Source organism: Paraburkholderia steynii, assembly GCF_900100565.1.
Taxonomy (GTDB): Bacteria; Pseudomonadota; Gammaproteobacteria; order Burkholderiales; family Burkholderiaceae; genus Paraburkholderia; species Paraburkholderia terrae.
This window is the reverse complement of record NZ_FNDI01000004.1, coordinates 280,878-305,530: the sequence shown is the minus strand read 5'-3', so window position 1 is coordinate 305,530 and position 24,653 is coordinate 280,878. Positions and strand designations below refer to the sequence as shown.

The window sequence follows — 24,653 nt, the reverse complement described above, 5'->3', positions numbered from 1 at the left end:
GGGCTTGCTTCCGGCCTATGTTCAGTTTCTACAACGGCAATGAGAAAGGCCGTGTCTTGCACGACACGCCAGCGAATGCTGCCGCAGCGATTTCAACCTTGAAGGAGGTGCCATGAAAAGCCCCATCTATGAAGAGCGTCTCGAACTGCTTGGCTTGATCGCGCGCGAAGCGCTCGGCATCGAGGAACTGAACGAGCATCCGGACGTGCTCGCCGCGCTGGAAGCGGCCTACGACGCCGGGCTGTGGGTCGGCCATAGTGTTGGCCGGCGTGAGGAAGCCTGCGTCGGCTGATGGGGAAGTGGCACGCGGGCCGTGTGACGGCCCGCGCGCGTTTTACTCCTCAATACGACACCGCGCTACTTATGCAGCCTTCGCGCTCGGCGCAGCGTGTTCCGCCTTGGCCGCTGGCGCGCCATCCTTCTGCTGGGCGATCTGCTCGCGCAGCTTGATCAACGCGAGAACGGTATCGACGGTCGGCGTTTCATGCCCGACCAGCCGCCCCATTTCCTGCACGACGGTCAGCAGCGGATCGATTTCCATCGGGCGTCCCGCTTCGAGATCCTGCAGCATCGAGGTTTTGTGCGCGCCCACCGCGCCCGCGCCATCGATACGCCGCTCGACATCCACGCGGAAATGCACGCCGAAACGATCCGCCACGGACTTCGCTTCGAGCATCATCGTCTTCGCAACGGCGCGCGTGCCGACGTGACTCGTGATGACATCGAGCGTCGCGTGCGTCAGCGCGCTGATCGGGTTGAAGCACAGATTGCCCCACAATTTCAGCCAGATTTCATCGCGGATGTTGTCGCGAATGGGCGCGTCGAGCCCTGCTGCGACCATGATCTGCGACAGCGCTTCGACGCGCGGAGAACGCGTGCCGTCCGGCTCGCCGATGGGAAACTTCTTGCCGTACACATGCTTGATCACGCCCGGCTCGACGATCTCCGCGGCGGGATAGACGACACAGCCGATCGCGCGCTCCGGTCCAAGCTTCTGCCATTGCGTGCCACCCGGGTCGATGCTTTCGAGCGTCGTGTTCGCGAACTCGCCGCCATGCTTGTAGAAGTACCAGTACGGAATACCGTTGACGGCCGTCACGATGGCCGTCTCCGGCCCGAGTAGCGGCTGCATCGCGTCGACGACGCCCGGCACCGAATGCGCCTTCAGCGCGATGATCACGTAGTCCTGCGGCCCCAGCTCGCGCGGGTCCGACGAACAACGCACGTTGACGACACGCTCGGTATCGTCGATCAGCAGACGCACGCCGTTGCGTTGCATCGCGGCAAGATGCGGGCCGCGAGCGACGAAACTGACATCCGCGCCCGCAAGCGCCAGTTCCGCGCCGACATAGGCGCCAATCGCGCCGGCTCCATAAACACAGATCTTCATCTATCTGCTCCCATTCCAAGAAGTGATCAGTGAGATCGAGCCGGGCGTCTCGCGACGCAGCGCGCGATCGTCATTGTCGATTCATGGTCGACTCATTGGCGATGACGCGTCCGGCTCTCATTTGCATGCTCAGTGCGTGTTCTTTTCAGGCCGCCGTCTCGAGCTGCCTTAAGGCAGCGAGCTGATTCGGCAGCGCGCCGATACCGTCGATCGATACGACGACCGTCGAGCCGTCCTTGATCGAGCCGACACCGATCGACGTTCCGCATGCGATCACGTCGCCGGGCATCAGCGTCATGTCGTGCGAGATCATGCTGACCTGTTCGGCCGGCGTGAAGATCATGTCGGAGATCGGATAGTTCTGCCGCTCGACATCGTCGAGACGCGTGACGACGTTCGCGTTGCGCCAGTCGAACTGCGTTTTGATCACGGGGCCGATGCAGCTGAACGTATCGAAGCCTTTCGAGCGGCACCATTGCGCGAAATTCGGGTCTTCGTTCAGCAGGTCGACGGCCGTGACGTCGTTGATGCAGGTGTAGCCGAAGATGTAGTTGTCCGCTTCTTCGGGCGAGACATTGGTGCAGCGCTTGCCGATCACGATGCCGAGTTCGCCTTCGTAGGCGATCTTGCCGCTATAGCCTTTGGGGCGGCGAATGGGCGCGCCGGGGCCGATCACCGACATCGGCGGCTTGATCAGAAAGAGCGGGTGCGACGGCGCCGCCTTGCCGAGCTTCTGCGACAGCGCATGAAAGTTGTTCCAGAGCGCGACGACCTTGGTCGGCAGGCAGGGGCTCAGCAACTCGACGTCGTCCTGTTGCCACTGCTTGCCCGTCGCTGTTGCCTCGCCGAACATGTCGCCTTCGAATTCGGCGATGCTGCCGTTGTCGAGCACGCCGAAACCGATATGACCTTGCGGCTGCCGGAAGCGTATCCACGATGTCATCGAAACTGTCTCCACAAATTTTTTGTCGACCGACACGGTGAATACGCCCGCGTCACGAGTTTGAATCGGGTTTGATTCTTCAGATCGCGCCAGCTGTTCTGAGCGCTTCGATCTGTTCACGCGAATAGCCGAGTTCGGCCATTACTTCATCCGTGTGTTCGCCGAGCAGCGGCGAGCGCGTCACGTCCGTCGGGCTGTCCGATAGCTTGATCGGGTTGCCCACCGTCAGATACTTGCCGCGCACGGGATGATCGACCTCGACGATCGTGCCCGTCTTGCGCAGCGAGTCGTCTTCCGCGATCTCCTTCATCGACAGGATCGGCCCGCACGGAATGTCGTACTTGTTCAGGATTTCCATGGCCTCGAACTTGGTCTTCGTCATCGTCCAGCGTTCGATCTCCGCGAAGATTTCCTTCAGGCGCGGCAGGCGTGCGGTCGGCGTCGCGTACTCGGGGTCGGTGGCCCACTCTTCCTTGCCGATCACGTTGCAGATCTTCACCCACACGGGTGCCTGCGTGATGAAGTAGATGTACGCGTTCGGGTCGTGCTCCCAGCCCTTGCACTTCAAAATCCAGCCCGGCTGCCCGCCGCCCGACGCATTGCCCGCACGCGGCACCGCTTCACCGAATGTACCGTTCGGATACTGCGGATATTCCTTCATGACACCCGTGCGTTCGAGCCGTTGCTGGTCGCGCAGCTTCACGCGACACAGGTTCAGCACGCCGTCCTGCATCGCCGCGAGCACCTTCTGGCCGCGGCCCGTCATCGTGCGCTGATAGAGCGCCGTCACGATGCCCAGTGCCAGATGCAAGCCCGTGCCGCTGTCGCCGATCTGCGCGCCCGTTACCACCGGCGGGCCGTCATCGAACCCCGTGGTCGAGGCCGCGCCGCCCACGCACTGCGCGACGTTCTCGTAGACCTTGCAGTCTTCGTACGGCCCGGGACCAAAGCCCTTGACCGATGCGACGATCATCTTCGGGTTCAGCTCCTGGATGCGCTCCCACGTGAAGCCCATACGGTCCAGTGCGCCCGGCGCGAAGTTCTCCACCAGTACGTCGCACTTCTGGATCAGCGCCTCGAGCACGAGCTTGCCTTCGGGGTTTTTCGTGTCGATGGTGACCGAGCGCTTGTTGTGGTTGAGCATCGTGAAATACAGGCTGTCGGCGTCGGGGATATCGCGCAGCTGTTCGCGCGTGATGTCGCCTGCGCCCGCGCGCTCTACCTTGATCACGTCTGCGCCGAACCACGCGAGCAACTGCGTGCAGGTCGGGCCTGATTGCACGTGGGTGAAATCGAGAATGCGCACACCGTCGAGTGCCTTGCCCATGCTACGTCTCCCATCATTGTTGAATGTGTTGCTTGCGCATGTCGGGGGGTTTTTGCCCGGGATTTGAACACGCCTGATATGTGATATATCGTATTTACAGCCCGGTATTTGAGCAAGCTTTTTTGCCAGGTTTTTAGTGGGGATAAACCCCAAGGTCGTCGTTGGCGCTGGCGGTTGGGGGTTTTGGTTTTTTTGCGGCGGTTGGTGGTGGTTTTTTTGCTCTTCGCGGCGCGGGCTTTTTCGCTGGCATCCGCGTGGCGCCTACGCGGCGCAGGCGTCGCCCCTGTGCGGGGCGGCACCTACTTTTCTTTGCCGCCGCAAAGAAAAGTAGGCAAAAGAAAGCGGCTAACACCGCCAATTCTTGTCTTTGCCTGAGGGCCCCCACAGGGTCTTTCGCTTCAAACGGCAACGAAATAGCCAACGCATGTTGCCAGCGCACTGAATGAGCGCCTCACCCTTTTCATGCACCGGCGCCCTGACCCACGATACGAAATATCCACGGCCGCATAGCGGCAAACTGTGTGTAGGTCGTGCCGTCATACAAGGCAGCGCTCCTACATGGAGGTATGCGCGCGCTTTCGGTCCGAAGTAAGGCATATGTGGCGCGATGGCCTACACACAGTTTGCCGCTATAGAACGTGGGAAATTTGGTCACGCGCGTGGCGACGCGGGAGCGTGAAGCGGGTGATGCGTATGGAGAGAGCGTTGGCAACTCCCGCGAACAGAAATGCTGCCGCGTGAAGTGTGGGGACGTTCGGGGCCCGTGGATAAGAACAAGGGCTCGCGGTGTTAGCCGCTTTCTTTTGCCTACTTTTCTTTGCGGCGGCAAAGAAAAGTAGGTGCCGCCCCGCACAGGGGCGACGCCTGAAGCACGCTAACAATTCGCGGATGCCAGCAAAAACACGAGCAGACCAAACCGCCCGCGCCGAGAAAGCGCAAATGCGGATGCGAGCGCAGAGGCAAAAAAACCAAACCTCAAGCGCCAACAAAAATCCCCCACGCCGCACGGCAAAAAACCTATACAGCCTGCGGCCCAATAACCGCAACAACAACGCCACGCGCAGCGTCAATAGCAGCCGCCTCAGTAGCAAACACAGTGTGATCAACAACATGCTGGAAAGGCAAAACATGAACGGGCACATCAGCCCCATCATCCAGTTTGCGCACGGCGGCAAACGCCGCCCACCCACCGTTATGAATAAACTGCATAGCAGACAGCTCGACCTGATAAGGTCCAAAAATTTCCACACGCATCGATGTTCTCCGTACCAAATCGCCGCAACGACGATCGACGTTGATATTGACTGCGCGAGAGCAAAGCGCCACCTTCAAGGCACATTCAGGCGCCAACGCGCGCCTCAAGTTCCGCGATGCGCTTGCGCAGATTGCGGTCTTCCTGAAAGCGCGCGGTTTCATCGCGGATCACCGCGACAATGCCCGTCAATTCGCGCTCGGGTGAATACAACAGTGCAACCGTAAAAGCGATCGACAACGCCCGCCCGTCCTTATGAATCGCAGGCACGCGAAGAAGATCGTTGCCATAGCGCGTCTGTCCCGTCGCCATGGTCTTTTCATAGCCTTCCCAGTGACGCCCGCGCAACCGCTCGGGAATGATCAGATCAAGCGACTGACCCAACGCATCTTCCTGAGTAAAACCAAAAATGCGCTCCGCTGCGGGATTCCACAGCGTAATCGCGCCGTGCTGGTCCGAAATCACGACGGCATCGCCAATTACGTTCACCAGCTGTTCAAAATCGATGGCTGCTTGCATATAGGGGCTCGTGTGTTATGGGCTCGCTGCCGCTCAGAAAAAACAGCGCCACGCGGGCGCTGTTCGAGTGGGCTCCGTCTCTCTCCGTACAACTCGGAGCCCATTGATACGCCGGTGACAATTACACCACTTTCGCTTCCCGCAAGTTCGCGATCTGATCGAAGCTGTAGCCCAGATCCTTCAGCACTTCTTCCGTGTGCTCGCCGAGCAGCGGCGAACCCGTGATCTCAGGCTTCATGTCCGAGAACTTGATCGGGCTGCCAACCGTCAGGTACTTGCCGCGCGCCTTGTGATCTACTTCGACGATCGTCCCGCTCGCACGCAGCGACTCGTCGTTGGCGATTTCCTTCATCGACAGAACAGGCGAGCACGGAATGTCGAATTTACGCAGGATGTCGACCGCTTCGAACTTCGTCTTGTCGGCGAGCCACGCTTCGATCGTGTTGAAAATATCGAAAATGTGCGGCTGGCGTGCCTGCGCCGTCTTGTACGCCGGGTCGTCGATCCATTCCGGCTTGCCGATCGCGCGGCAGATCGGGTCCCACGCGTGGCCCTGAATCGTGAAGTAGATGTACGCGTTCGGGTCCGTTTCCCAGCCCTTGCACTTGAGCACCCAGCCCGGCTGACCGCCGCCGCCCGCATTGCCGCCGCGCGGCACGACATCGCTGAATTCGCCGTGCGGATACTGCGGATACTCTTCGAGGTAGCCGACGCGGTCCAGACGCTGCTGGTCGCGCAGCTTCACGCGGCACAGGTTGATCACGCTGTCCTGCATCGACACGGCCACCTTCTGCCCCTTGCCCGTCTTGTCGCGGCCGATCAGCGCCGTGAGAATGCCGATCGCGAGATGCATGCCCGTGTTGCTGTCGCCAAGCGCTGCTGCGCTGACCGTCGGCGGGCCGTCCCAGAAGCCCGTCGTCGAAGCCGCGCCGCCTGCGCACTGCGCGACGTTTTCATAGACCTTCAGGTCGTCGTAGTGGTGGCCGTCGCTGAAGCCCTTGACCGATGCAACGATCATCTTCGGGTTCAGTTCGTTGATGCGTTCCCACGTGAAGCCCATGCGGTCCAGCGCGCCCGGTGCGAAGTTTTCGACCAGCACGTCCGATTCCTGAATCAGCTTTTCGAGCACTTCCTTGCCGTCTTGCGTCTTCGTGTCGAGCGTCAGCGAACGCTTGTTGCTGTTGAGCATCGTGAAGTACAGCGCGTCGGCTTCCGGAATGTCGCGCAGCTGGTTACGCGTCACGTCGCCCGAACCGGGGCGCTCGACCTTGATCACATCCGCGCCGAACCAGGCAAGCAACTGGGTACACGCAGGACCGGCCTGGACGTGCGTGAAGTCGATGATCTTGACGCCTTCGAGTGGTTTGCTCACTTTTGTATCTCCGTGGTTGGCTGATGTCACTTTTTCATTGCCGCGCTTTGCGGGTTCAGATTGGTCAAGCGTCCGCTTTCGGTGCCTGCCGCTTCGTCGATCACTGCGTTGATGAGCGTCGGCTTGCCCGATGCGATCGCTTCCTTCACCGCTTTATCCAGTTCTTCCGGCGTCGTCACGTTGTAGCCGATGCCGCCGAATGCCTCGATCATCTTGTCGTAGCGCGCGTCCTTGACGAACACCGTCGGCGCAACGTCCTTGCCGCCCGTCGGATTCACGTCGGTGCCGCGATATACGCCGTTGTTGTTGAAGATGATCGTGCACACGGGCAGGTCGTAACGGCAGATCGTTTCGAGTTCCATGCCGCTGAAGCCGAACGCGCTATCGCCTTCGATCGCGAGCACCGGCTTGCCGCTCGTCACGGCTGCGCCGATTGCGAAGCCCATGCCGATGCCCATCACGCCCCACGTACCCGAGTCAAAGCGCTTGCGCGGCTGATACATGTCGATGATGGCGCGCGCATAGTCGAGCGTGTTCGCGCCTTCGTTGACGACGTTGATATCCGGGTTCGCCTTGACGATGTCGCGCAGCACGCGCAGCGCGCTGTGGAAGTTCATCGGCGACGGATTCTTCGCGAGCGTCGCGGCCATCTTCTGCAGGTTCGTGTTCTTCTTCTCGCTGACGGCGTCGAGCCATTCTTTCGGCGGCTGCGGGAAGTTGTCGCCAACCTGGTCGAGCAACGAAGCAACGCACGAACCGATATCGCCGACGATAGGCGCCGCGATCGCGACGTTGCTATCCATCTCCTGCGCCGAGATATCAATCTGCACGAACTGCTTCGGCTTGCCCCACGTCTTGCCCTTGCCGTGCGACAGCAGCCAGTTCAGCCGCGCGCCGATCAGCACGACGACGTCCGACTCGGCCAGCACGAACGAACGCGCAGCCGAAGCCGATTGCTCGTGCGTGTCGGGCAGCAGCCCCTTGGCCATCGACATCGGCAGATACGGGATGCCCGTCTTCTCGATGAACGCGCGGATTTCCTTGTCGGCCTGCGAGTACGCTGCGCCCTTGCCGAGCAGCACCAGCGGACGCTTTGCGCCCTTCAGCAGATCGATGGCGCGCTTGACGGAATCGGGCGCGGGCAGCTGGCGCGGCGCGGCGTCGATCACACGGACCAACGACTGCTTGGCCTTCACGGCGTCGATGGTCTGCGACAGCAGCTTCGCCGGCAGATCCAGATACACGCCGCCCGGACGACCCGACACGGCAGCGCGAATCGCACGCGCCAGACCGATGCCGATGTCTTCCGCGTGCAGCACGCGATACGCAGCCTTCGCGTACGGCTTCGCCGCGTTCAACTGATCCATCTCTTCGTAGTCGCCTTGCTGCAGGTCGACGATTTCGCGTTCGCTCGATCCGCTGATCAGGATCATCGGGAAGCAGTTCGTCGTTGCGTTGGCGAGGGCCGTGAGGCCGTTCAGGAAGCCCGGTGCGGACACCGTGAGACAGATGCCGGGCTTTTGCGTCATGTAGCCCGCGATGGCGGCTGCATGACCTGCGTGCTGCTCGTGACGAAAACCGATAAAGCGCATTCCTTCGGCTTGCGCGAGGCGCGCGAGGTCGGTGATAGGAATGCCGACCAGACCAAAAATCGTGTCGATGTCGTTCGCTTTAAGTGCATCAATGACGAGGTGGAAACCGTCCGTCGTTTGTTGTGCGTTCTCTTCAGCGGATTCTTGCGGTCTGATCTCAAGTACATCTGCCATGACGTCTCCTCCTTGGCCGGGTGTTGTGTGGCGTCTCGTGATATACAATATTCCAAACACAATATTAGTCAACGGATTTTTGCAGGTGCTTCAGGTTTCATCCGGTGTTGCTGCAGTGCAAAAGTTGGCTAGCGCTTTGTGTCTGAAGGGTCTGGGCGTCTGAATCGTGCATCGCATCAAGTGCCCGTTCGGGATAGTCCTGGGGTCGCTATATGTCAGTGATGGCGGCCCTCAGTCCAGAAAATCGCAATGTGCTTCGACATACAGCGCGAGGTCGAGCGAGTGCTGCCGCACCAACGCTTCGACGCGCTCGGTATCGCGCGCTTCCAGCGCTTCGATGATGCGCATGTGGTCCTCGATCGAACGCGACGCGCGGTCGCTCTGCGCGATCGTCATGCGGCGTATCGCGCGCACGTGCATGAAAATGTTCTTGATCGTGTCGAGAATGATCTGCGAGCCGGATAGCTCGACGAGCGCCTGGTGAAACGCAATGTTCACCTCGGAGTACTCCTCGATGTGATCGGTTGGCGTGGTCGAATGGAAGTCGTCGAACATCGCGCGCAGCCCGGCAATGTCCTCATTCGACGCGCGCTGGGTCGCCAGACGCGCCGCCACGCTTTCGAGCGCGGCCCACATGCAGATCATCTCGACGATCTCTTTCTTCGTCTTGCGCAGGATGTACACGCCGCGGCGCGGCACCGTGCGCAGAAAGCCTTCCTGTTCGAGCAGCGTCATCGCCTCGCGCACTGGCGTGCGGCTCACGCCGAGCGCCTCGGTCAGCTCCTTTTCATCCAGCCGCACTTCGGTGCGCGAGTGATAGATGTCGGTGTTCGCGATCGCGTGCTTGAGTCGCGCGTACGCCTGATCCCGCAGCGAAGCTGTCGCGCTGATCGGCGTGAGGTTCAGGCTCAACGGGATCGTGCGGACATTTTCTTGCGTGTCGGTGGACATGGTCGACGTGTCTCCTCGGTGTCGAAAACGGTGGTGGCCCGTTTGACGGAAGCGCCGGGTAAGGCGCGGTCGTTCGGCCCTTCTGCATGTCTGAAAATACCGTTCTGCATATGTGCAATACTGTATATCACATATCTAGTCGCCACCAATTCTCCTGCACCCTAGGTCTGTAGCAGGCTTTCCATAAACGTTAGCGAATAGTTTTCAAAGAAAACTTTAACTATCGTGAATCTATCGACGCGCCTAAGCTGTCTTCACGCAATCGACGAATTGGAGGGGATGATGCGCAACGCACACGATCAACACCGGACTCACTACGAGCGCGCAATCGAGGCGCAGCTCTGCGCGTTCAACAGCGCGTTCGCGGACCTCGGTTTGCGCTTCCGCTGGGACGCGCAGACGCTGACGTCGCTCGCGACGATCGACGGCGAGCACGCTCGCGTCGTCGCTTATCTGGAGGCGCATCAGGCGCATTTGCTCAATGCGTACAGCGCCGAGTTCCTGAGCGCGGCGATTCTCGCGAAGAAGAGCGCGCACACGCCCGAGGTGCTGCCGACGCGTATCGATGCGTCGAGCGACACGCAACGTTCGAATCGTTCGGCCTTTTCGTTTTCGCAGTACTTTGCCGATGACGGTGTGCCTGCTCTTGCAGGCGCCTGAAGAACGGCAAGCCGCACAAGAAACAGAAGCAAGCCGCAAGCAATCTCCCGCGCTGATGAAGCGCGGGAGATTTTTTATTGACTCGTCGATTGTCGAGGGCGCGGGTTCGGCGCAAACCGCGCGATGCAAGCGACCGGCCAAAAAAAACAAAGCGGCGCGCCGCCCTTTCAGGCCACGCACCGCTTCAAGATTTCAATGATGAACCCGCAGCGCCGGAACGGCGCCCTGCCTCACTCGCCCGAGCTTGCGCTTAATCGCGACGCGTTGGCCGACGAAGAGGACGCGGACGTCCCCGACTCGATCAACCGTGCGCGCATCGGTGCGAGCACGAACTTGGCCGACACGCCCGCCGCAATCGTGATGACGGCCGAGACGATGAACACCAGGCTCCAGCCACCCGTCGCCGACAACACCGACGCGAGCGGCACCAGCAGCGCCGCCGTGCCCTTCGCCGTATACAACGTGCCCGCGTTAGACGCCGCAAACTTGCTGCCGAACGTATCCGCGCAGATGGCCGGGAAGATCGAGAAGATCTCGCCCCAGAACAGGAAGATCAGTGCCGCGAACGTCATGAACGCATACGGGTTCTGGCCGTACTGCATCATGCCGAGCAACGCGAGCCCTTCACCGATGAAGATCGCGAACATCGTGTTCTCGCGGCCGATCTTGTCGGAGATGAAGCCGCACAGCGGACGCGTGAAGCCGTTGCAGATGTTGTCGATGGACAGCGTCATCGTCAGCAGCGGCAGCGTCATGCCGAACATCGTCATCGGCAGTTTCGCGAGGCCCCAGTCTTTTGCGATCGGACCGATCTGTGCCGTCGCCATCAGGCCGCCTGCTGCAACTGCGACGAACGCTGCATAGATCACCCAGAACACGGGCGTCTTGATCATCTGCCCTGGCGTGTAGTCGATCTTGCTCACCGCGAACTTGCGCTTGATGTTCGATACGGCGCGCGTCGACGGCTTGTGCAGCAGCAGCGCCAGCACGAAGATCGCCGCGCCTTGCAGGATGCCGAAGAACAGGAACGTGTGCTCATAACCTGAGCGCGTAATCATGTTTGCAATCGGAATCACCGTCACGGCCGCGCCCGCGCCGAAACCCGCCGCCGTCAGGCCCGCCGCGAGACCGCGCTTGTCCGGGAACCACTTCAGCGCATTGCCGACGCATGTGCCGTACACGCCGCCCGCGCCGATGCCGGCGACGACGGAGCCGATATAAAGCTCAGGCAGCGTCGTCGCATGCGCGAACAGCATCCACGCGAGGCCCGCGCAAATCGCGCCGACCGCGACTACGGGACGCGGACCGAAACGGTCGACGAGCCATCCTTCGACAGGTACAAGCCACGTCTCCGTAACAATGAAGATTGAGAACGCAAGCTGAATCGATGCTTCGCCCCAGTGGTGCCGCGCGTTCATCGGCGCGACGAAGAGCGTCCAGGCATATTGAAGGTTGGCGACCAGTGCCATACACAGCATGCCGATCACCAGTTGACACCAACGGTTCGAAAATAGACCGTTTCCCGTCGCCTGTCGGGTATTTCCATTCATGAGCATCGTCTCCGCATTTCTAGTGTTTTCGATGCAAGCCGCGCAATTCGTGATCGCGCTGCCCGCATCCGCCTTGCTGTTTTGTTCTACCCGGCGCTGGGGATTTTCGACAGACCTGCGTAGTTAACCATTCAAACAGGTTTCAGTCTTTACATTTTTATTCCAGCGGCCTGCGGATTTTCCCCAATGCAGTGCGCTTAAAAAGCGCCATTGCACGCGTTAACCCTTAAAACAGGACGCATCCGGGTGAACCCATCGTAAGAGCGCACAGGGGATTGGGAATAATTAAAGAAACTTATCGAATGCATTCGCGATCGTTTATGGATGCGATGGCACGGGGCGCGCAGAGAAGGTCGCCGGTTGGCAATGAGGGAAGATGCGGACATCCGGGAACGGATGTCCGCGGTAGATCAGAGTGAAGCGACTGCTCTTAATCGAGGAAGTCGCAATTTACCTCGATGAAGGCGGCGAGGTCGAGCGAGTGCTGGCGCACCAAGCGCTCCGCGAGTTCGGTATCGCGCTTTTCCAGTGCCTCGATGATGCGCAGATGATCGACGATCGAACGCGACGCACGGTCGCTTTGCGAAATCGTCATGCGACGGATCGCGCGCACATGAATGAAGATGTTCTTGATCGTGTCGAGAATGATCTGCGACTTCGACAGCTCGACGATGGCCTGATGGAACGCAATGTTCGCATCCGAGTATTCGGCGATATGCTCGGCCGGCGTCGAATCGCGGAACTGGTCGAACATGTGACGCAGCCGCGCGATTTCTTCATCCGTTGCGTGCAGCGTGGCGAGACGCGCGGCCATGCTTTCCAGCGCGGCCCACATCTGCACCATCTCGACGATCTCGCGCTTGCTCTTGCGCACGATATAGATGCCTCGGCGCGGGATCGTGCGTACGAAGCCTTCCTGTTCGAGCAGCGTCATCGCCTCGCGCACGGGTGTGCGGCTCACGCCCAGCGATTCGCTCAGCGCGCGGTCGTCGAGGCGTATTTCGTCGCGCGACGCATAGATATCGGCATCGGCGATTGCCGCGCGCAGCATCGCATATGCGCGATCCCGCAAACTGGCGCTCGTCCCGATGGGCTGCAGTGACAGGGTGAACGGCGTAGCCGCTGGCTGACTGTCAAGTTCTGACGACATGCATCGCCTCTGATCCGGTCGGTGCGAATGAGCACCGTAGTTGGCTTGAGCGGCGCACTGCGCCGCTCCCGTATCCGCGCCCGTCTACTGCCTTCATCGTCACGCGGACTGTGAACGTATTTAGTATATCAGCGCGTGAGGTATTGTCGATGAAAGCCGCATCGGTGCTGGCTGAGCAGCTTCGCCACGCGAGTCGCGCAGTGTAGCGCGTGCCCGGCAAAAGAGCTTAAGGATTAGGAACCGTCGATGCGGCGCCCGTCGCGGCTGCCGTCAAAGCCTCGGGCGCCGAGGACGCTTCGCGCGGCGCCTCATGCGCGATCGTGCCGCATTGCAGCTGGCCGGCGTCGCTGGATTCGAGCTCGGCGGCGTTCAGGTTCGCGCAGGCGGCTTCGACGATCGTGCCGATGTCGTGCCGGTTGCGCTCACGCGCGGCGTGCTTCATTTCGCTCTGGAGCCAGCCGCTGAAACTGACGACGGCGAACACGGCAACGGTGAGCAGTACGGACTCGGTCTTGGACACACGCATCTTTGATAGGGCTTTGCAGGAGGGACGGCCAGACACGTTATCGGCAGCGGCGCGAAAAGCTTGAATGGTTTGAGCGGCTCAGGTGAATCAGCGCGCGCTCATCGACGGCGAGTAATCGAGCGATTCAGCTTCATGCAAATTATGTTGAGCCAATCGTCTTGGTGTTAGCTGAATTAATCCAATAGCCTGTCGCCTGCATCAAGCTTCAATACCACGAACATTACTCCCGGCTTTCGCATTCAATTCGAAAAGCCGCAATATGCAATACGGATTTCGCCAATCCGATCATTGGAGACCGCCATGGCCGCCGAACCCGAGAGCTTCCGCGATCAATTCGTTTCGCTGTTCCAGTCAGCCGTCGATCAGGTCGTGCGCAACACGACGCCCTCCTCGGCCCTCGCCTCGCGGCCTGGAACGGACAACGCGCTCGTCAATGCGGCAGCGACGATTGCGTCGCTGAAGTCGCAAGGTCAATCGCCCTTGCCCGACGTCGCGCCGGACGAAGTCGCACAGGACGCCTGGACCTGCGCGAAGATGGGCTTCGCGTTGATGGAAGCCCGCGCCCGCGGCGACTCGGCCGGTGCCGACAGCATCGAGAACGACCTGCGCTTCAACGTTTGCGATCCGGCGTGGATCAAGGTCATCGAGAGCTACATGCAGTACTTCGGCCCGGACGGCAAGCGCGCGTCGATTCCATACCGGCGCGCGGCCGCAATCGGCCCCGTCACGGTGCCGCTGAAAGCGGGCGCAACAGTCGCGCTGATCGCCGACTGGGGCACGGGCACGGACGTCGCGGTGGATCTGCTAAAGCAGGCCGCGCTGCAAAACCCCGACGTCGTGATTCATCTCGGCGACATCTACTATTCGGGCACGCCGCAGGAGTGCGACGCGAACTTCAGGAATATCGTCGACAGCGTGCTCTCGCGCAGCACGAAGGACGTACCCGTCTACACGCTCTCGGGCAACCATGACATGTACTCGGGCGGCGCCGGCTACTACGGGCTGATCGACACGCTCAACGATCACGCGCGCCTTCAGCCTGCCAGCTTCTTCTGCCTGCGCAACGACGACTGGCAGTTCATCGCGCTGGACACGGGGCTGCACGACTACGACCCCTTCCACGGAACGGACGTCCTCACGTTTATCGAGCAGGACGAAGAGGACTGGATCGTCGAGCGCATCGCCGAATTCAGCGGCAAGACGATCCTGCTTTCGCATCACCAGTTGTTTTCCGCGCTGTCGCAGATTGGACCGTTGCAGACAGGCGGCAAGCTCATCGCGCACAACCCGAAGCTGCTCGCGAGCTTCCAGCGTTTCGCGCAAGCCGCGAAGCAGCCGGTTAGCGCATGGTTCTGGGGCCACGAGCACAGCCTGAGCATCTATCAGCCGTACCTCGGATTGAACCGCGGACGCTGCATCGGCCATGGCGCAGTGCCCGTGATCGTCGACGGACCGGAGAACGCACCGGACGCACGTATCGTCAATCCGCCCGCGCTGCAGAACGTACTGCTGAAAGAAGCGGACAAGATCTACATGCACGGCTTCACGATCATCCGGCTTGGACAAGGCGCGCAGAGCGGACAGGCGTCGGCCGAGTACTACGAAAGCAGCGACGGCACGACGCCCATGTTCACGGAAACGCTCTAGCGCCCGCTGAACGCCGTCACACGTCGACGATCACTTCGAAGCCGCCGTAGATCAGCCGCTTGCCGTCGAACGGCATCGTCATCACATCCGGTTGAAGCCGCGGATCGGCCATCACCTTGCCCATGCCTTCGTCGCGCTTCGCGCGCGAAGGCCAGACGACCCACGAGAATACGACCACTTCGTCCGGCTCGCGCTTGACGGCCAGCGGGAACGACGTGAGCTTGCCTTCGGGCACGTCGTCGCCCCAGCATTCGACGACGTTCAGCGCGCCGTACTCCTTGAACACGCCCGCCGCCGTCTCGGCGTGCTTGCGGTAAACCTCGCGATTCTCCGCCTTCACTGCCACCACGAATCCATCCACGTAGTTCATTGCCGCCTCCTGTGCAAAGTCGTCAGATGCCGGGCATAAAAAGCGCCGTTGCCCGGTTCTACACAGACGACGATCGACGCGACAGCAAATCGACAGCTTCGCGAAAATTTTCATGTTCGAATGCGCGGCGGGCATTCACCGTATGCCGCGCCAATGTCATAATCCGCGCAGCATCCCACACACGTTTTCAATCAAAATGGCGAGCCGGTTCCATCGGAAGATTGGCTGCATTCTCGGATTGCTCGCGATCCTGATGGCGGCGCTCGCACCTACCGTCTCGCAGGCCATTGCGGCGAGCCGCGGCGCATACGATCCCGCCGCCGCGCTCTGCTCCGCCCAAACGGCCAGTCCCGCCGACACGCAAGAGGACGACACCGGCAATACGCACACGCTCGCCTCGCACTGGCATGCGTGCGGCTATTGCAGCCTGCTCGCGCATATTCCCGTGCTGCCCGCGTCGCCGTCGACGTTCGCGCTGACGGTCGCCGCGATCACGCAGCGCGTGGCGGTTCGCTTCGAAAGCGTCGCGCTCATCACGCCGTTCGAAAGCGCGCAGCCGCGCGCGCCGCCCGTGCATCTCTGAGTCGAACCCGCGTACCCGCAGCGCCGTCACGGCGTTGCTGTATTCGCGCACGCCGCGTTGCCGCTTTCCGGCGCGTACGCGGCCGGCGCGCGCTCTCACTCAGGATCACCTACATGAATATCCGACACGCCAGGCGCGGCACGCTGCCGTTCGCCGGCTGCATCCTTGCAGCCCTGCTCGTTCCGTCCATTTCTCATGCGCACGCCATTGCAGGCGACCGCGTCTTCCCCGCCACGATGGCCGTCGACGATCCGGGCGTCAGCGACGAACTCAATCTGGAATATGGCCACCAGCGCGTGCGCGGCGACGATGGCGACCAGAGCGTCAACAGCTTCAGCTTCGAATACGACAAGCTGATCACGCCGCGCCTCGCGGTATCGATCGGAGGCGCGTATGTCGGGCAGAACAATCCGACCGCGCACGGCTTCGACAACTTCAGCGTCGGGCTCAAGTACCTGTTGTATGTGAACGAGGCGCACGAGTTCATGACGTCGATCGGCGTCGATGCGGACCTGGGCGGCACGGGCAGCCACGCGATCGGCGAGAGCTTCTCGACCATCTCGCCGACGATCTTCGCCGGCAAGGGCTTCGGCGACCTGCCCGATTCGCTCGCGTATCTGCGCCCCATCGCGATCACGGGCGAAGCGGGCCCCGCGCTGACGACGGGCGCGGGCCAGCCGAACGCGTTCAACTACGGCGTGACCGTACAGTACAGCCTGCCCTATCTGCAGCAGCACGTGCGCGACGTCGGCTTGCCGCAGCCGTTCGCGAACCTGATACCGATCGTCGAAATTCCGCTGTCGCGCAGCCAGGGGCAAACCACGGGCACGGTCAACCCGGGTGTCATCTGGATCAACCGATATGGGCAATTCGGCATCGAGGCGCAGATCCCCGTGAACCACGCGAGCGGCTCGCATGTCGGCGTGCTGGTGCAGGCGCATCTGTTCTTCGATGACATCGCGCCCACGACGATCGGCAAACCGCTTTTCCCGTAACGAGGACACCACCATGAACACGACACGACTCGTGGCGGCGCTCGCGCTGTCACTCATGCTGACGCCGCTCGCGGCGCTGGCCCATGTGTTTCCGCAGAAGCAGGAGCCCGGCGCGGGCACGACCGTCGAGGCGCCCGCCAGGGTGACCATCACCTTCGATGGCCCGCTCGAACCCGCCTTCAGTTCACTGACCGTCACGGATGCGGCGGGCAAGCAGGTGAGCACCGCGAAATCGACGGTCGATGCGCAGCAGCCGAGCGTCGCGTCTGTCGCGCTGCCCGCTCTCGCCCCAGGCAAATACACGGTGCATTGGGTCGCGGTGGCATCGGACGGTCATCGCACGCACGGCGACTACGCGTTCAATGTGAAGTGACGCGTGGCGTAACAGCGGGTGCCGAACCCCACGTACGCTCTGCTGCATCGCGATTAAAAATGTCGTAAAAAATGGGCTGAATGCGCGACGCGCGGCGTCATGAAACTGGACATGACGCCGCGTTGCACGAGGCCGTGCTACTGTCGCAAACAGCCGTTGCCAACGACGATTGCATGAGGCTGGCGTACACGTCGCTTTGACCGTTCAACCCCGCTATGGAGTGTGCGTGAACAATCCGCTGATTTTTGGCTTTGCGCTCGTCGCAGTCGATGTCGTGATCTGGCGTTGCACCACACCCAAAAACGAAGTCGCGCGGCTGCTGGTGCGCCTGTGCATTTACGCGGCCTTTAGCGCGCTGCTGTTCGGCTCGGGCCTGAGTCCGTTCTCGCAGGCGCCCTACGCGGATTCGAAGCCGTTGCACGTGCTTGGCCAGGTGCTCGAAATCATCTGGTGGCTGATGGGCGCGCGCCTGTTGAGCCTTGCGCTCGACACCCTGCTGTTGCCGCAGACCTGGCGCCGTCAACGGCTCTTCTCTGACGTGTTCGGCGCGGTGGTGTTTCTCGCGGCTGTCGTTGCGGCGCTTGGCTTCGTGCTCGAGTTGCCGGTGCGCGGGCTGGTCGCGACCTCGGGCGCGCTCGCCATTGTGCTTGGGCTTGCGATCCAGAGCACGCTCAGTGACGTGTTCGCCGGCATCGTGATCAACACGACCGAGCCGTATCACATCGGCAACTGGGTGATCATCGACGGCGTCGAGGGCAAGGTGTTGGAGATGAACTGGCGCGCGACGCATCTGCTGACCTCGCAAGGCAATATCGTGATCGTGCCGAATGCCGTTGCGGCGAAGGCGAAGATCACGAACAACAGCCGCCCGTCGGCGCTGCACGGCGTGACCCTCATGCTGGAAATCACGCCCGAAGCGCGTCCGAGCGTGGTGCTGGCTGCGCTCGAACGTGCGCTGGCGGGTGTGCGGGCGGTGATCGCCGATCCGGCGCCGTATGCGATCGTGAAGCGGACCAGCATCATGTCCGTCACGTACGAGGCGACGGCGTATGTCGATGACATGAGCAAGAAACTCGCCGTCACGAATGAGCTTTTTGACTTGTGCTACCGGCAGTTGCAGGCGGCGGGTGTCGAGTTGAAGCCGCTCGGGGCTGGGTATGCGCCTTCGTCTTCGCCTTCGCTGGCGCAGCAGACCGATCCGCGCGTTGCGCTGCTGCGGCGCGTGGAGATATTTGCCGCGTTGACGGCGGAGGAGTTGCAGCGTCTCGCGCCTATGCTTTCACGTCGCTCGTATGAGCGCGGCGATACTGTGGTCACGCCGGACAAGGTGCTCGACCATTTGACCATTGTCGATTCGGGTGTGCTGTCTGTTGTGGCTGAAGATGCGTCTGGGCCTGTCGAAGTGACTCGTCTTGGTCCTGGTGATGCGTTGGGCGAATTCGGTCTGCTGGCAGGCATGCCCGCGCGTGTGACGATCTCGGCGCTTACGGCGGCGACTGTTTATCAGTTGAAGAAGGAGGACTTGACGCCGCTGCTCAAGGATAAGCCCGATGTCGCCAGGGAGATGTGTCAGATGCTGTCGCGGAGGCAGGATACTCTGGGTAAGCTCGGGACGCCGACGCCTGTTGCTCAGTCGGAGCAGTCGATTTTTCAATGGCTGTTGGATGGGATGAAGAAGTTGCACGATCTGACGTTTTGAGGTTTTTTTGTCTGCGACGCTGGGTGGTTTGCTTAAGTTTGCTGGCTGCGCGGACGGTTTGGTTGTTTGGCCTCGGCGCTGGTATCCGGGTGTTGCCTTCGTGGCGCGATTGGTTGGGTTGGGTTTGCTTGTTTCTGCGATGGCATCCGCGATGCGTTAGCGTGCTTCAGGCGTCGCCCCTGTGCGGGGCGGCACCTACTTTTGGTTGTCTGCGACGCTGGGTGGTTTGCTTCGGGTTTGCGCTGGCATCCGCGCTGCGGTGTTTGCCGTTCACCCGTCGCCCCTGTGCGGGGCGGCACCTACTTTTGGTTGTCTGCGCCGCTGGGTGGTTTGCTTCGGGTTTGCGCTGGCATCCGCGCTGCGGTGTTTGCCGTTCACGCGTCGCCCCTGTGCGGGGCGGCACCTACTTTTCTTTGCCGCCGCAAAGAAAAGTAGGCAAAAGAAAGCGGCTAACACCGCCAGCTTTTGTTTGTACCTGAGGGCCCCCAAAGGGTCTTACGCTTCACACGGCAACGCATCTGTTCGCGTGCGTTGCCAACGCGCTGATCAGATGCATCACCCGCTTCAGACACCCGTACATGGTCAAGCGGCAGCGAATGGTTTCTGCCGCCCAGGTGGCAAACTGTGTGTAGGTAATCCCGTCGTACAGGGTAGCGCTCTTACAGGGTGGCACGCATGCGCTATCGGTCCGAAGTGAGGCATGTGGAGCACCTGGGGCCTACACACAGTTTGCCACCTGGGCGGCGGTGGAATACCTGGCACGGCATGCTGTAACGCGGGGGTGTGAAGCGGGTGATGAGCCCTGCAAGAGCGCTGGCAACGAACATGGGTCACGTGATCGCCGTGTGAAGCGTAAGACCCTTTGGGGGCCCTCAGGCAAAAACAAAAGCTGGCGGTGTTAGCCGCTTTCTTTTGCCTACTTTTCTTTGCGGCGGCAAAGAAAAGTAGGTGCCGCCCCGCACAGGGGCGACGCTTGAAGCAAGCTAACGCATCGCGGATGCCATCGCAAAGGCCAGAACAACCAACCCGGATGCCAGCACAAAGCACAAACCCCAAACCATCACCCAGCGTCGCAGACAAAAAAAAAGCAACCACCTTAAGGACCCAAATGCCGCCCCCGGCCCCGCGCCCCGCACTAGAATGCCGCTCACTGAGCAAAGCCTACGCGACAAACCGCGTAGTCCTCGCCAACCTGGACTTCAAACTGGAAGCAGGCGAATTCATCGCCATCATGGGCGACTCAGGCGTAGGCAAATCAACGCTACTAAATCTGATAGCAGGCCTGGACCGCGCCGACAGCGGTGAGGTGCTAATCGACGGCACGCCCGTCTCGACGCTGAACGATGACACCGCCACCCGCCTGCGCCGCGAGAAACTCGGCTTCGTCTTCCAGGCGTTCCACGTACTGCCACATCTGACGCTCGCGCAAAACGTCGCGCTACCGTTACTGCTGAACGGCATCGCACCACAACGCGCACTCGACATGCTCGCCGCCGTCGGTCTGGAAGGACGCGGAAACGACATGCCGCGCCAGCTATCAGGCGGCGAACTGCAGCGCGTCGCCATCGCGCGCGCCCTCGTGCATCGTCCCACGCTGATCCTCGCCGACGAACCCACGGGCAATCTCGACCCCGACACCGCACATGAAGTGCTCGCGCTGCTGCGCGAAGAAACCAAGGCAAACGGCGCAGCGACGATGATGGTCACGCATTCGCAAGCGGCCGCCGCCGTCGCCGACCGCGTGCTCATCCTGAGCGAAGGCAAGCTGCACGCAATGCGCGAAACATCGCCCCACGCATCGCGCCAAAACCATGAATGACACAGCGCTAAATGCAACCGCGCACCACGCGCACCCCACGCGCCACGGCCTGCGCACGCTCACGCGCTGGCTGCTCGCCGCCGAATGGCACAGCCACAAAGGCCGCGCGCTGATCGCGATTGCGACCATCGCGCTCGGTGTTGCACTCGGCTACGCCGTGCAATTGATCAACAGCGCCGCGTTCAACGAATTCTCGGCGGCGACGCGCAGCCTGTCGGGCCAGGCGGACTTGCAGGTGCGCGGCGCGCAACCCACGTTCGATGAAAGCGCCTATCCACGACTCGCGACTCAACCCGGCGTCGCGCTCGCCAGCCCCGTGCTCGAACTCGACGTGACCGTGCCGGACCGCACCGCGCCGCTGAAAGTGCTCGGCATCGACATGTTCCGCGCGAGTCGCATCGCGCCCGATCTGACGGGCGTGACGGACAGCGACCGCCCGCTCGACGCGCTCGACGGTGACGCCATCTTCCTCTCGCCCGCCGCGCAGCAGTGGCTCGGCGTGCGCGTCGGCGAGACCGTGACGTTGCGCAGCGGCACGTCCGATGTGCATCTGCGCGTGGCGGGCGGTATCGTCAGGGCGCGGCCCGGACAACGCATCGCGGTGATGGACATCGCGGCCGCGCAATGGCGCTTCAGTCGCATCGGCAAGCTGTCGCGCGTCGATCTGCAACTCGAACGCGGCGTCGATCGTGAACGGTTCAGGCAAGCGTTGCAGGACCAGCTCGGCAGCCGCTTCGCCGTGGGCGAAACGCGTGATGTCGAAAGCCGCACCGACCGGCTGTCGCGCGCCTACCGGATCAACATGAACGTGCTCGCGCTCGTCGCGCTGTTCACGGGCGCGTTTCTCGTGTTCTCGACGCAGGCGCTCGGCGTGGTGCGCCGGCGCGCGCAGTTCGCGATGCTGCGCGTGCTCGGCCTCACGCGTGCGCAGTTGTTGCGGCAGATTCTGCTCGAAGGCGCGTTGCTCGGCACGCTCGGCTCGGTGGCGGGTATCGCGCTCGGCTTCGCGCTCGCGTACGTCGTGCTGCGCTTTTTCGGCAGCGATCTGGGCGGCGGCTATTTCCCCGGTGTTCAACCGACGGTCGGCTTCGAGCCCATCGCCAGCGCGATTTTCGTCGTGCTCGGTATCGGCGTGTCGCTGCTCGGCAGTCTCGTGCCCGCGCTCGAAGCGGCGCGCGCGCATCCCGCTCCCGCGCTGAAAGCAGGCGGCGAAGAAACCGCGCTCGGCAAGCTGTCGACGCCGTGGCCCGCGCTCATCTGCATCGCCCTCGGCGTGGCGCTGACGCAGACGCCGCCCGTGTTCGATGTGCCGATTGCGGGTTATCTCGCCGTCGCGCTGCTGCTGATCGGCGGCATTGCGCTGATGCCGCGCGTCACGTCGCTGCTGTTTCGCGCGCTGGGCCGTACGCTCGATGGGGACAATAGACGTCGCCCCGCCAAGCCAGTCATCGCGCTTGCGCTCGCGCGCCTTGCAAACGCGCCGGGTCAGGCATCCATTGCAATGGGCGGCGTGCTGTCGAGCTTCACGCTGATCGTCGCGATGGCGATCATGGTGTCGAGCTTTCGCGTGTCGGTCGAAGACTGGCTCGCGCACCTGCTGTCCGCCGACGTCTATGTGCGCGTCGCGCCGAACGGCGACACGGGCGGGCTGAACCCGCAGCAACAGGCGATGCTCGCCGCCGCGCGCGGCATCCGGCACGCAGCGTTCGCGCGCACCTCGCAACTGACGCTCGACGCATCGCGGCCGTCCGTCGCCTTGCTGGCGCGCGAAATCGATGCCGCCGATCCCGGCGCGAACCTGCAGATCACCGGCGAGATCCTGCCGCCGTCCGCGTTGCGCGCTGGCGAGACGCCCGTGTGGGCGTCGGAAGCGATGGTCGATCTGTATGGCTATCGCGTCGGTCAACGGCTGATACTGCCGATCGGCGAGCACGGCACAGTGTTCGTCGTCGCGGGGATATGGCGAGATTACGTGCGGCAAACGGGCGCGCTGCAAATCCGTCTCGCCGACTACCGACGCCTCACGGGCGACACCGGCGCCACCGACGCCGCCCTCACCCTGCAACGCGGCGTGAGCGCGGCGCAGGCCATCGCCGCGATGCGCGCGTTGCCGTTCGCGAGCGCGCTCGACTTCGCGCAACCCGGCGAAATCCGCGCGCGCACCTTGACCATCTTCGACCGCAGCTTCGCTGTCACGTATCTGCTGGAAGCCGTCGCGATCGTGATCGGATTGTTCGGCGTCGCGGCGACGTTTTCGGCGCAGACGCTGTCGCGCTCGCGCGAGTTCGGCATGCTGCGACATGTGGGCGTGACGCGTGGACAGATTCTCGCGCTGCTCGCAACGGAAGGCGGACTGCTCACCGCGCTCGGCATCGCGATGGGCTGCGTGCTCGGCTTCGCGATCAGCCTGATCCTCGTGTTCGTCGTCAATCCGCAGTCGTTTCACTGGAGCATGTCGCTGCATGTGCCGTGGACGCTGCTATCCGTGCTGGCGCTCGTGATGCTCGCGTCGTCGTGTACGACGGCCGTCGCGGCGGGCCGCCGAGCTGTCTCCATCGATGCCGTGCGCGCGGTCAGGGAGGACTGGTGATGCGTGCCGCCCGTAGTCTGTTGCTCGTGTTTGCGTGCCTGCTTCGCGTATCGCTTGTGTTCGCGGCCGATCCACAGTTCGCGGCGGTCGTGCCGGGCAAGTCGATTGAACTGCCGCGCGACACGGGCGCGCATCGCGCGTTTCGCACCGAATGGTGGTACGCGACGGGCTGGCTGGAGACGCCCGATCATCAACCCCTCGGCTTCCAGATCACGTTCTTCCGCTCGGCAACGGGCCATCCGGCGAGCGATCCCAGCGCATTTGCGCCGACGCAACTGATCATCGCGCACGCCGCGCTCAGCGATCCGAAGCTGGGCCGTCTTGTGCATGACCAGAAGATCGCGCGACAAGGCTTCGGCCTCGCGTACGCGAAGCCCGACAACACCGACGTTCGGCTCGATACCTGGCGCATGGTCCGCGCGCCGGACGGCCACTACGACGTAAGCGCCGACGCCGCCGGCTTCGCGTTGCATCTGACGTTCACGCCGACGCAGGCGCCGCTGCTTCAGGGCGACAACGGCTACTCGCGCAAAGGACCACTGCCGGAACAGGCGAGCTACTACTACAGCGAGCCCCAACTGCGCGTGACAGGCACCGTCACACGCCCATCCGCCGATGGCGCGAGCCGCACGCCAACACCCGTCACGGGCAGCGCGTGGCTCGATCACGAATGGTCGAGCACATTGCTCGCATCCGATGCCGTCGGCTGGGACTGGCTCGGCGCGAACCTGACTGACGGCGCCGCGCTGATGGCCTTCAAGGTACGCGCCGCCGATGGGCGCGCGGTCTGGGCGCACGCCGCGCTTCGCACGGCCGACGGCCGCGTCACGCAATACGGCCCCGGCGACGTCGACTTTTCGCCGACCCGCCAGTGGCGCTCGCCGCGCACGAACACGCAATACCCGGTGGCGACCGTCGTCCGCACGGGCGACATCCGCTGGCAACTGACACCCTTGCTCGACGATCAGGAACTCGATTCGAGCGAATCGACGGGCTCGTTGTATTGGGAAGGCGCCGTCGCCATCAACCGCGACGGGCAACCTGCGGGGCGCGGCTACCTCGAACTCACCGGCTATGGAAAAAAGCTGAAGCTCGAACGGCGCTGACGCACGTCCAGCGGGCACTTAGGGGTAAACCCTAAAATTTGGAAAAGTCACTTCCACCGGACGGT

General features: G+C 62.2%; 22 protein-coding genes. 10 read left to right on the top strand and 12 right to left on the bottom strand.

Translation table 11 applies throughout. From position 1 onward, the window contains the following. The first annotated feature begins 112 nt into the window (after window positions 1-112). Window positions 113-292 carry a hypothetical protein gene (locus BLT65_RS10200; RefSeq protein ID WP_042311216.1) on the top strand — a complete coding sequence of 60 codons (180 nt, stop codon included), beginning with the start codon at window positions 113-115 and terminating at the stop codon, window positions 290-292. 69 nt (window positions 293-361) lie between these two features. Here the strand turns inward: BLT65_RS10200 and BLT65_RS10195 are convergent, their stop codons facing one another. The 8 genes from BLT65_RS10195 to BLT65_RS10160 all read right to left on the bottom strand — a co-directional run bounded on the left by BLT65_RS10195 (window position 362) and on the right by BLT65_RS10160 (window position 9,520). Further along, window positions 362-1,390, bottom strand: a complete 1,029-nt coding sequence (locus BLT65_RS10195; RefSeq protein ID WP_091777436.1) for a 2-dehydropantoate 2-reductase — start codon at window positions 1,388-1,390, stop codon at window positions 362-364. Window positions 1,391-1,535: 145 nt separating this feature from the next. After that, window positions 1,536-2,333 carry a fumarylacetoacetate hydrolase family protein gene (locus BLT65_RS10190; protein WP_091777434.1) on the bottom strand — a complete coding sequence of 266 codons (798 nt, stop codon included), beginning with the start codon at window positions 2,331-2,333 and terminating at the stop codon, window positions 1,536-1,538. 79 nt (window positions 2,334-2,412) lie between these two features. Continuing rightward, entirely contained in the window at window positions 2,413-3,660 is a 1,248-nt protein-coding gene (gene frc / locus BLT65_RS10185) for a formyl-CoA transferase (RefSeq protein WP_091777432.1), read from the bottom strand. 1,017 nt (window positions 3,661-4,677) lie between these two features. Next, a complete protein-coding gene (locus tag BLT65_RS10180; protein ID WP_042311220.1) occupies window positions 4,678-4,914 on the bottom strand; it encodes a hypothetical protein in 237 nt (78 codons plus the stop codon). 85 nt (window positions 4,915-4,999) lie between these two features. Further along, window positions 5,000-5,431 (bottom strand): PAS sensor domain-containing protein, encoded by a 432-nt coding sequence (locus BLT65_RS10175; protein WP_042311222.1) that lies wholly within the window; start codon window positions 5,429-5,431, stop codon window positions 5,000-5,002. 121 nt (window positions 5,432-5,552) lie between these two features. Further along, the gene (gene frc, locus BLT65_RS10170) at window positions 5,553-6,803 is read right to left on the bottom strand and encodes a formyl-CoA transferase (RefSeq protein ID WP_042311224.1); all 1,251 of its coding nucleotides are present in this window, start codon (window positions 6,801-6,803) and stop codon (window positions 5,553-5,555) included. A 26-nt stretch (window positions 6,804-6,829) separates the two neighbouring features. Next, complete coding sequence (gene oxc, locus BLT65_RS10165) at window positions 6,830-8,569, bottom strand: oxalyl-CoA decarboxylase (protein ID WP_091777430.1); 1,740 nt, start codon at window positions 8,567-8,569, stop codon at window positions 6,830-6,832. Between the two features lie 231 nt (window positions 8,570-8,800). Next, window positions 8,801-9,520: a GntR family transcriptional regulator gene (locus BLT65_RS10160; protein ID WP_042311228.1), complete on the bottom strand. Its 720-nt coding sequence runs from the start codon at window positions 9,518-9,520 to the stop codon at window positions 8,801-8,803. A gap of 282 nt (window positions 9,521-9,802) precedes the next feature. On the opposite strand from BLT65_RS10160, the gene BLT65_RS10155 reads away from it, so the two are divergent. Beyond that, complete coding sequence (locus BLT65_RS10155; protein WP_091777672.1) at window positions 9,803-10,180, top strand: hypothetical protein; 378 nt, start codon at window positions 9,803-9,805, stop codon at window positions 10,178-10,180. Between the two features lie 230 nt (window positions 10,181-10,410). On the opposite strand, the gene oxlT is transcribed toward BLT65_RS10155, so the two are convergent. From oxlT to BLT65_RS10140, 3 genes are all read right to left on the bottom strand, one after another. After that, window positions 10,411-11,730: an oxalate/formate MFS antiporter gene (oxlT, locus tag BLT65_RS10150; RefSeq protein ID WP_042311247.1), complete on the bottom strand. Its 1,320-nt coding sequence runs from the start codon at window positions 11,728-11,730 to the stop codon at window positions 10,411-10,413. A 430-nt stretch (window positions 11,731-12,160) separates the two neighbouring features. Next, window positions 12,161-12,880: a GntR family transcriptional regulator gene (locus BLT65_RS10145; protein ID WP_042311231.1), complete on the bottom strand. Its 720-nt coding sequence runs from the start codon at window positions 12,878-12,880 to the stop codon at window positions 12,161-12,163. Window positions 12,881-13,106: 226 nt separating this feature from the next. Beyond that, window positions 13,107-13,406 carry a hypothetical protein gene (locus BLT65_RS10140; RefSeq protein WP_042311234.1) on the bottom strand — a complete coding sequence of 100 codons (300 nt, stop codon included), beginning with the start codon at window positions 13,404-13,406 and terminating at the stop codon, window positions 13,107-13,109. Between the two features lie 300 nt (window positions 13,407-13,706). Between BLT65_RS10140 and BLT65_RS10135 the strand changes: the two genes are divergently transcribed. After that, a complete protein-coding gene (locus tag BLT65_RS10135; RefSeq protein ID WP_091777428.1) occupies window positions 13,707-15,053 on the top strand; it encodes a metallophosphoesterase family protein in 1,347 nt (448 codons plus the stop codon). Between the two features lie 16 nt (window positions 15,054-15,069). On the opposite strand, the gene BLT65_RS10130 is transcribed toward BLT65_RS10135, so the two are convergent. Next, window positions 15,070-15,423, bottom strand: coding sequence for a DUF1428 domain-containing protein (locus tag BLT65_RS10130; protein WP_091777426.1), 354 nt, complete (start codon window positions 15,421-15,423; stop codon window positions 15,070-15,072). A gap of 196 nt (window positions 15,424-15,619) precedes the next feature. Between BLT65_RS10130 and BLT65_RS10125 the strand changes: the two genes are divergently transcribed. The 7 genes from BLT65_RS10125 to BLT65_RS10095 all read left to right on the top strand — a co-directional run bounded on the left by BLT65_RS10125 (window position 15,620) and on the right by BLT65_RS10095 (window position 24,588). Then, on the top strand, window positions 15,620-16,006 hold the full coding sequence (locus BLT65_RS10125) for a DUF2946 domain-containing protein (protein ID WP_042311239.1): 387 nt from the start codon (window positions 15,620-15,622) through the stop codon (window positions 16,004-16,006). A 113-nt stretch (window positions 16,007-16,119) separates the two neighbouring features. Further along, on the top strand, window positions 16,120-17,001 hold the full coding sequence (locus tag BLT65_RS10120; protein WP_042311240.1) for a hypothetical protein: 882 nt from the start codon (window positions 16,120-16,122) through the stop codon (window positions 16,999-17,001). Between the two features lie 13 nt (window positions 17,002-17,014). Next, window positions 17,015-17,374 carry a copper resistance CopC family protein gene (locus BLT65_RS10115; RefSeq protein WP_042311242.1) on the top strand — a complete coding sequence of 120 codons (360 nt, stop codon included), beginning with the start codon at window positions 17,015-17,017 and terminating at the stop codon, window positions 17,372-17,374. A gap of 226 nt (window positions 17,375-17,600) precedes the next feature. Next, entirely contained in the window at window positions 17,601-19,073 is a 1,473-nt protein-coding gene (locus BLT65_RS10110) for a mechanosensitive ion channel family protein (RefSeq protein WP_091777424.1), read from the top strand. Window positions 19,074-20,181: 1,108 nt separating this feature from the next. Further along, a complete protein-coding gene (locus tag BLT65_RS10105; protein WP_091777422.1) occupies window positions 20,182-20,892 on the top strand; it encodes an ABC transporter ATP-binding protein in 711 nt (236 codons plus the stop codon). Then, window positions 20,885-23,482, top strand: a complete 2,598-nt coding sequence (locus tag BLT65_RS10100; protein WP_091777420.1) for an FtsX-like permease family protein — start codon at window positions 20,885-20,887, stop codon at window positions 23,480-23,482. Before BLT65_RS10105 ends, BLT65_RS10100 begins: the two co-directional genes overlap by 8 nt. After that, on the top strand, window positions 23,482-24,588 hold the full coding sequence (locus BLT65_RS10095; protein WP_091777418.1) for a lipocalin-like domain-containing protein: 1,107 nt from the start codon (window positions 23,482-23,484) through the stop codon (window positions 24,586-24,588). Before BLT65_RS10100 ends, BLT65_RS10095 begins: the two co-directional genes overlap by 1 nt. The last annotated feature ends 65 nt before the right edge of the window (window positions 24,589-24,653 follow it).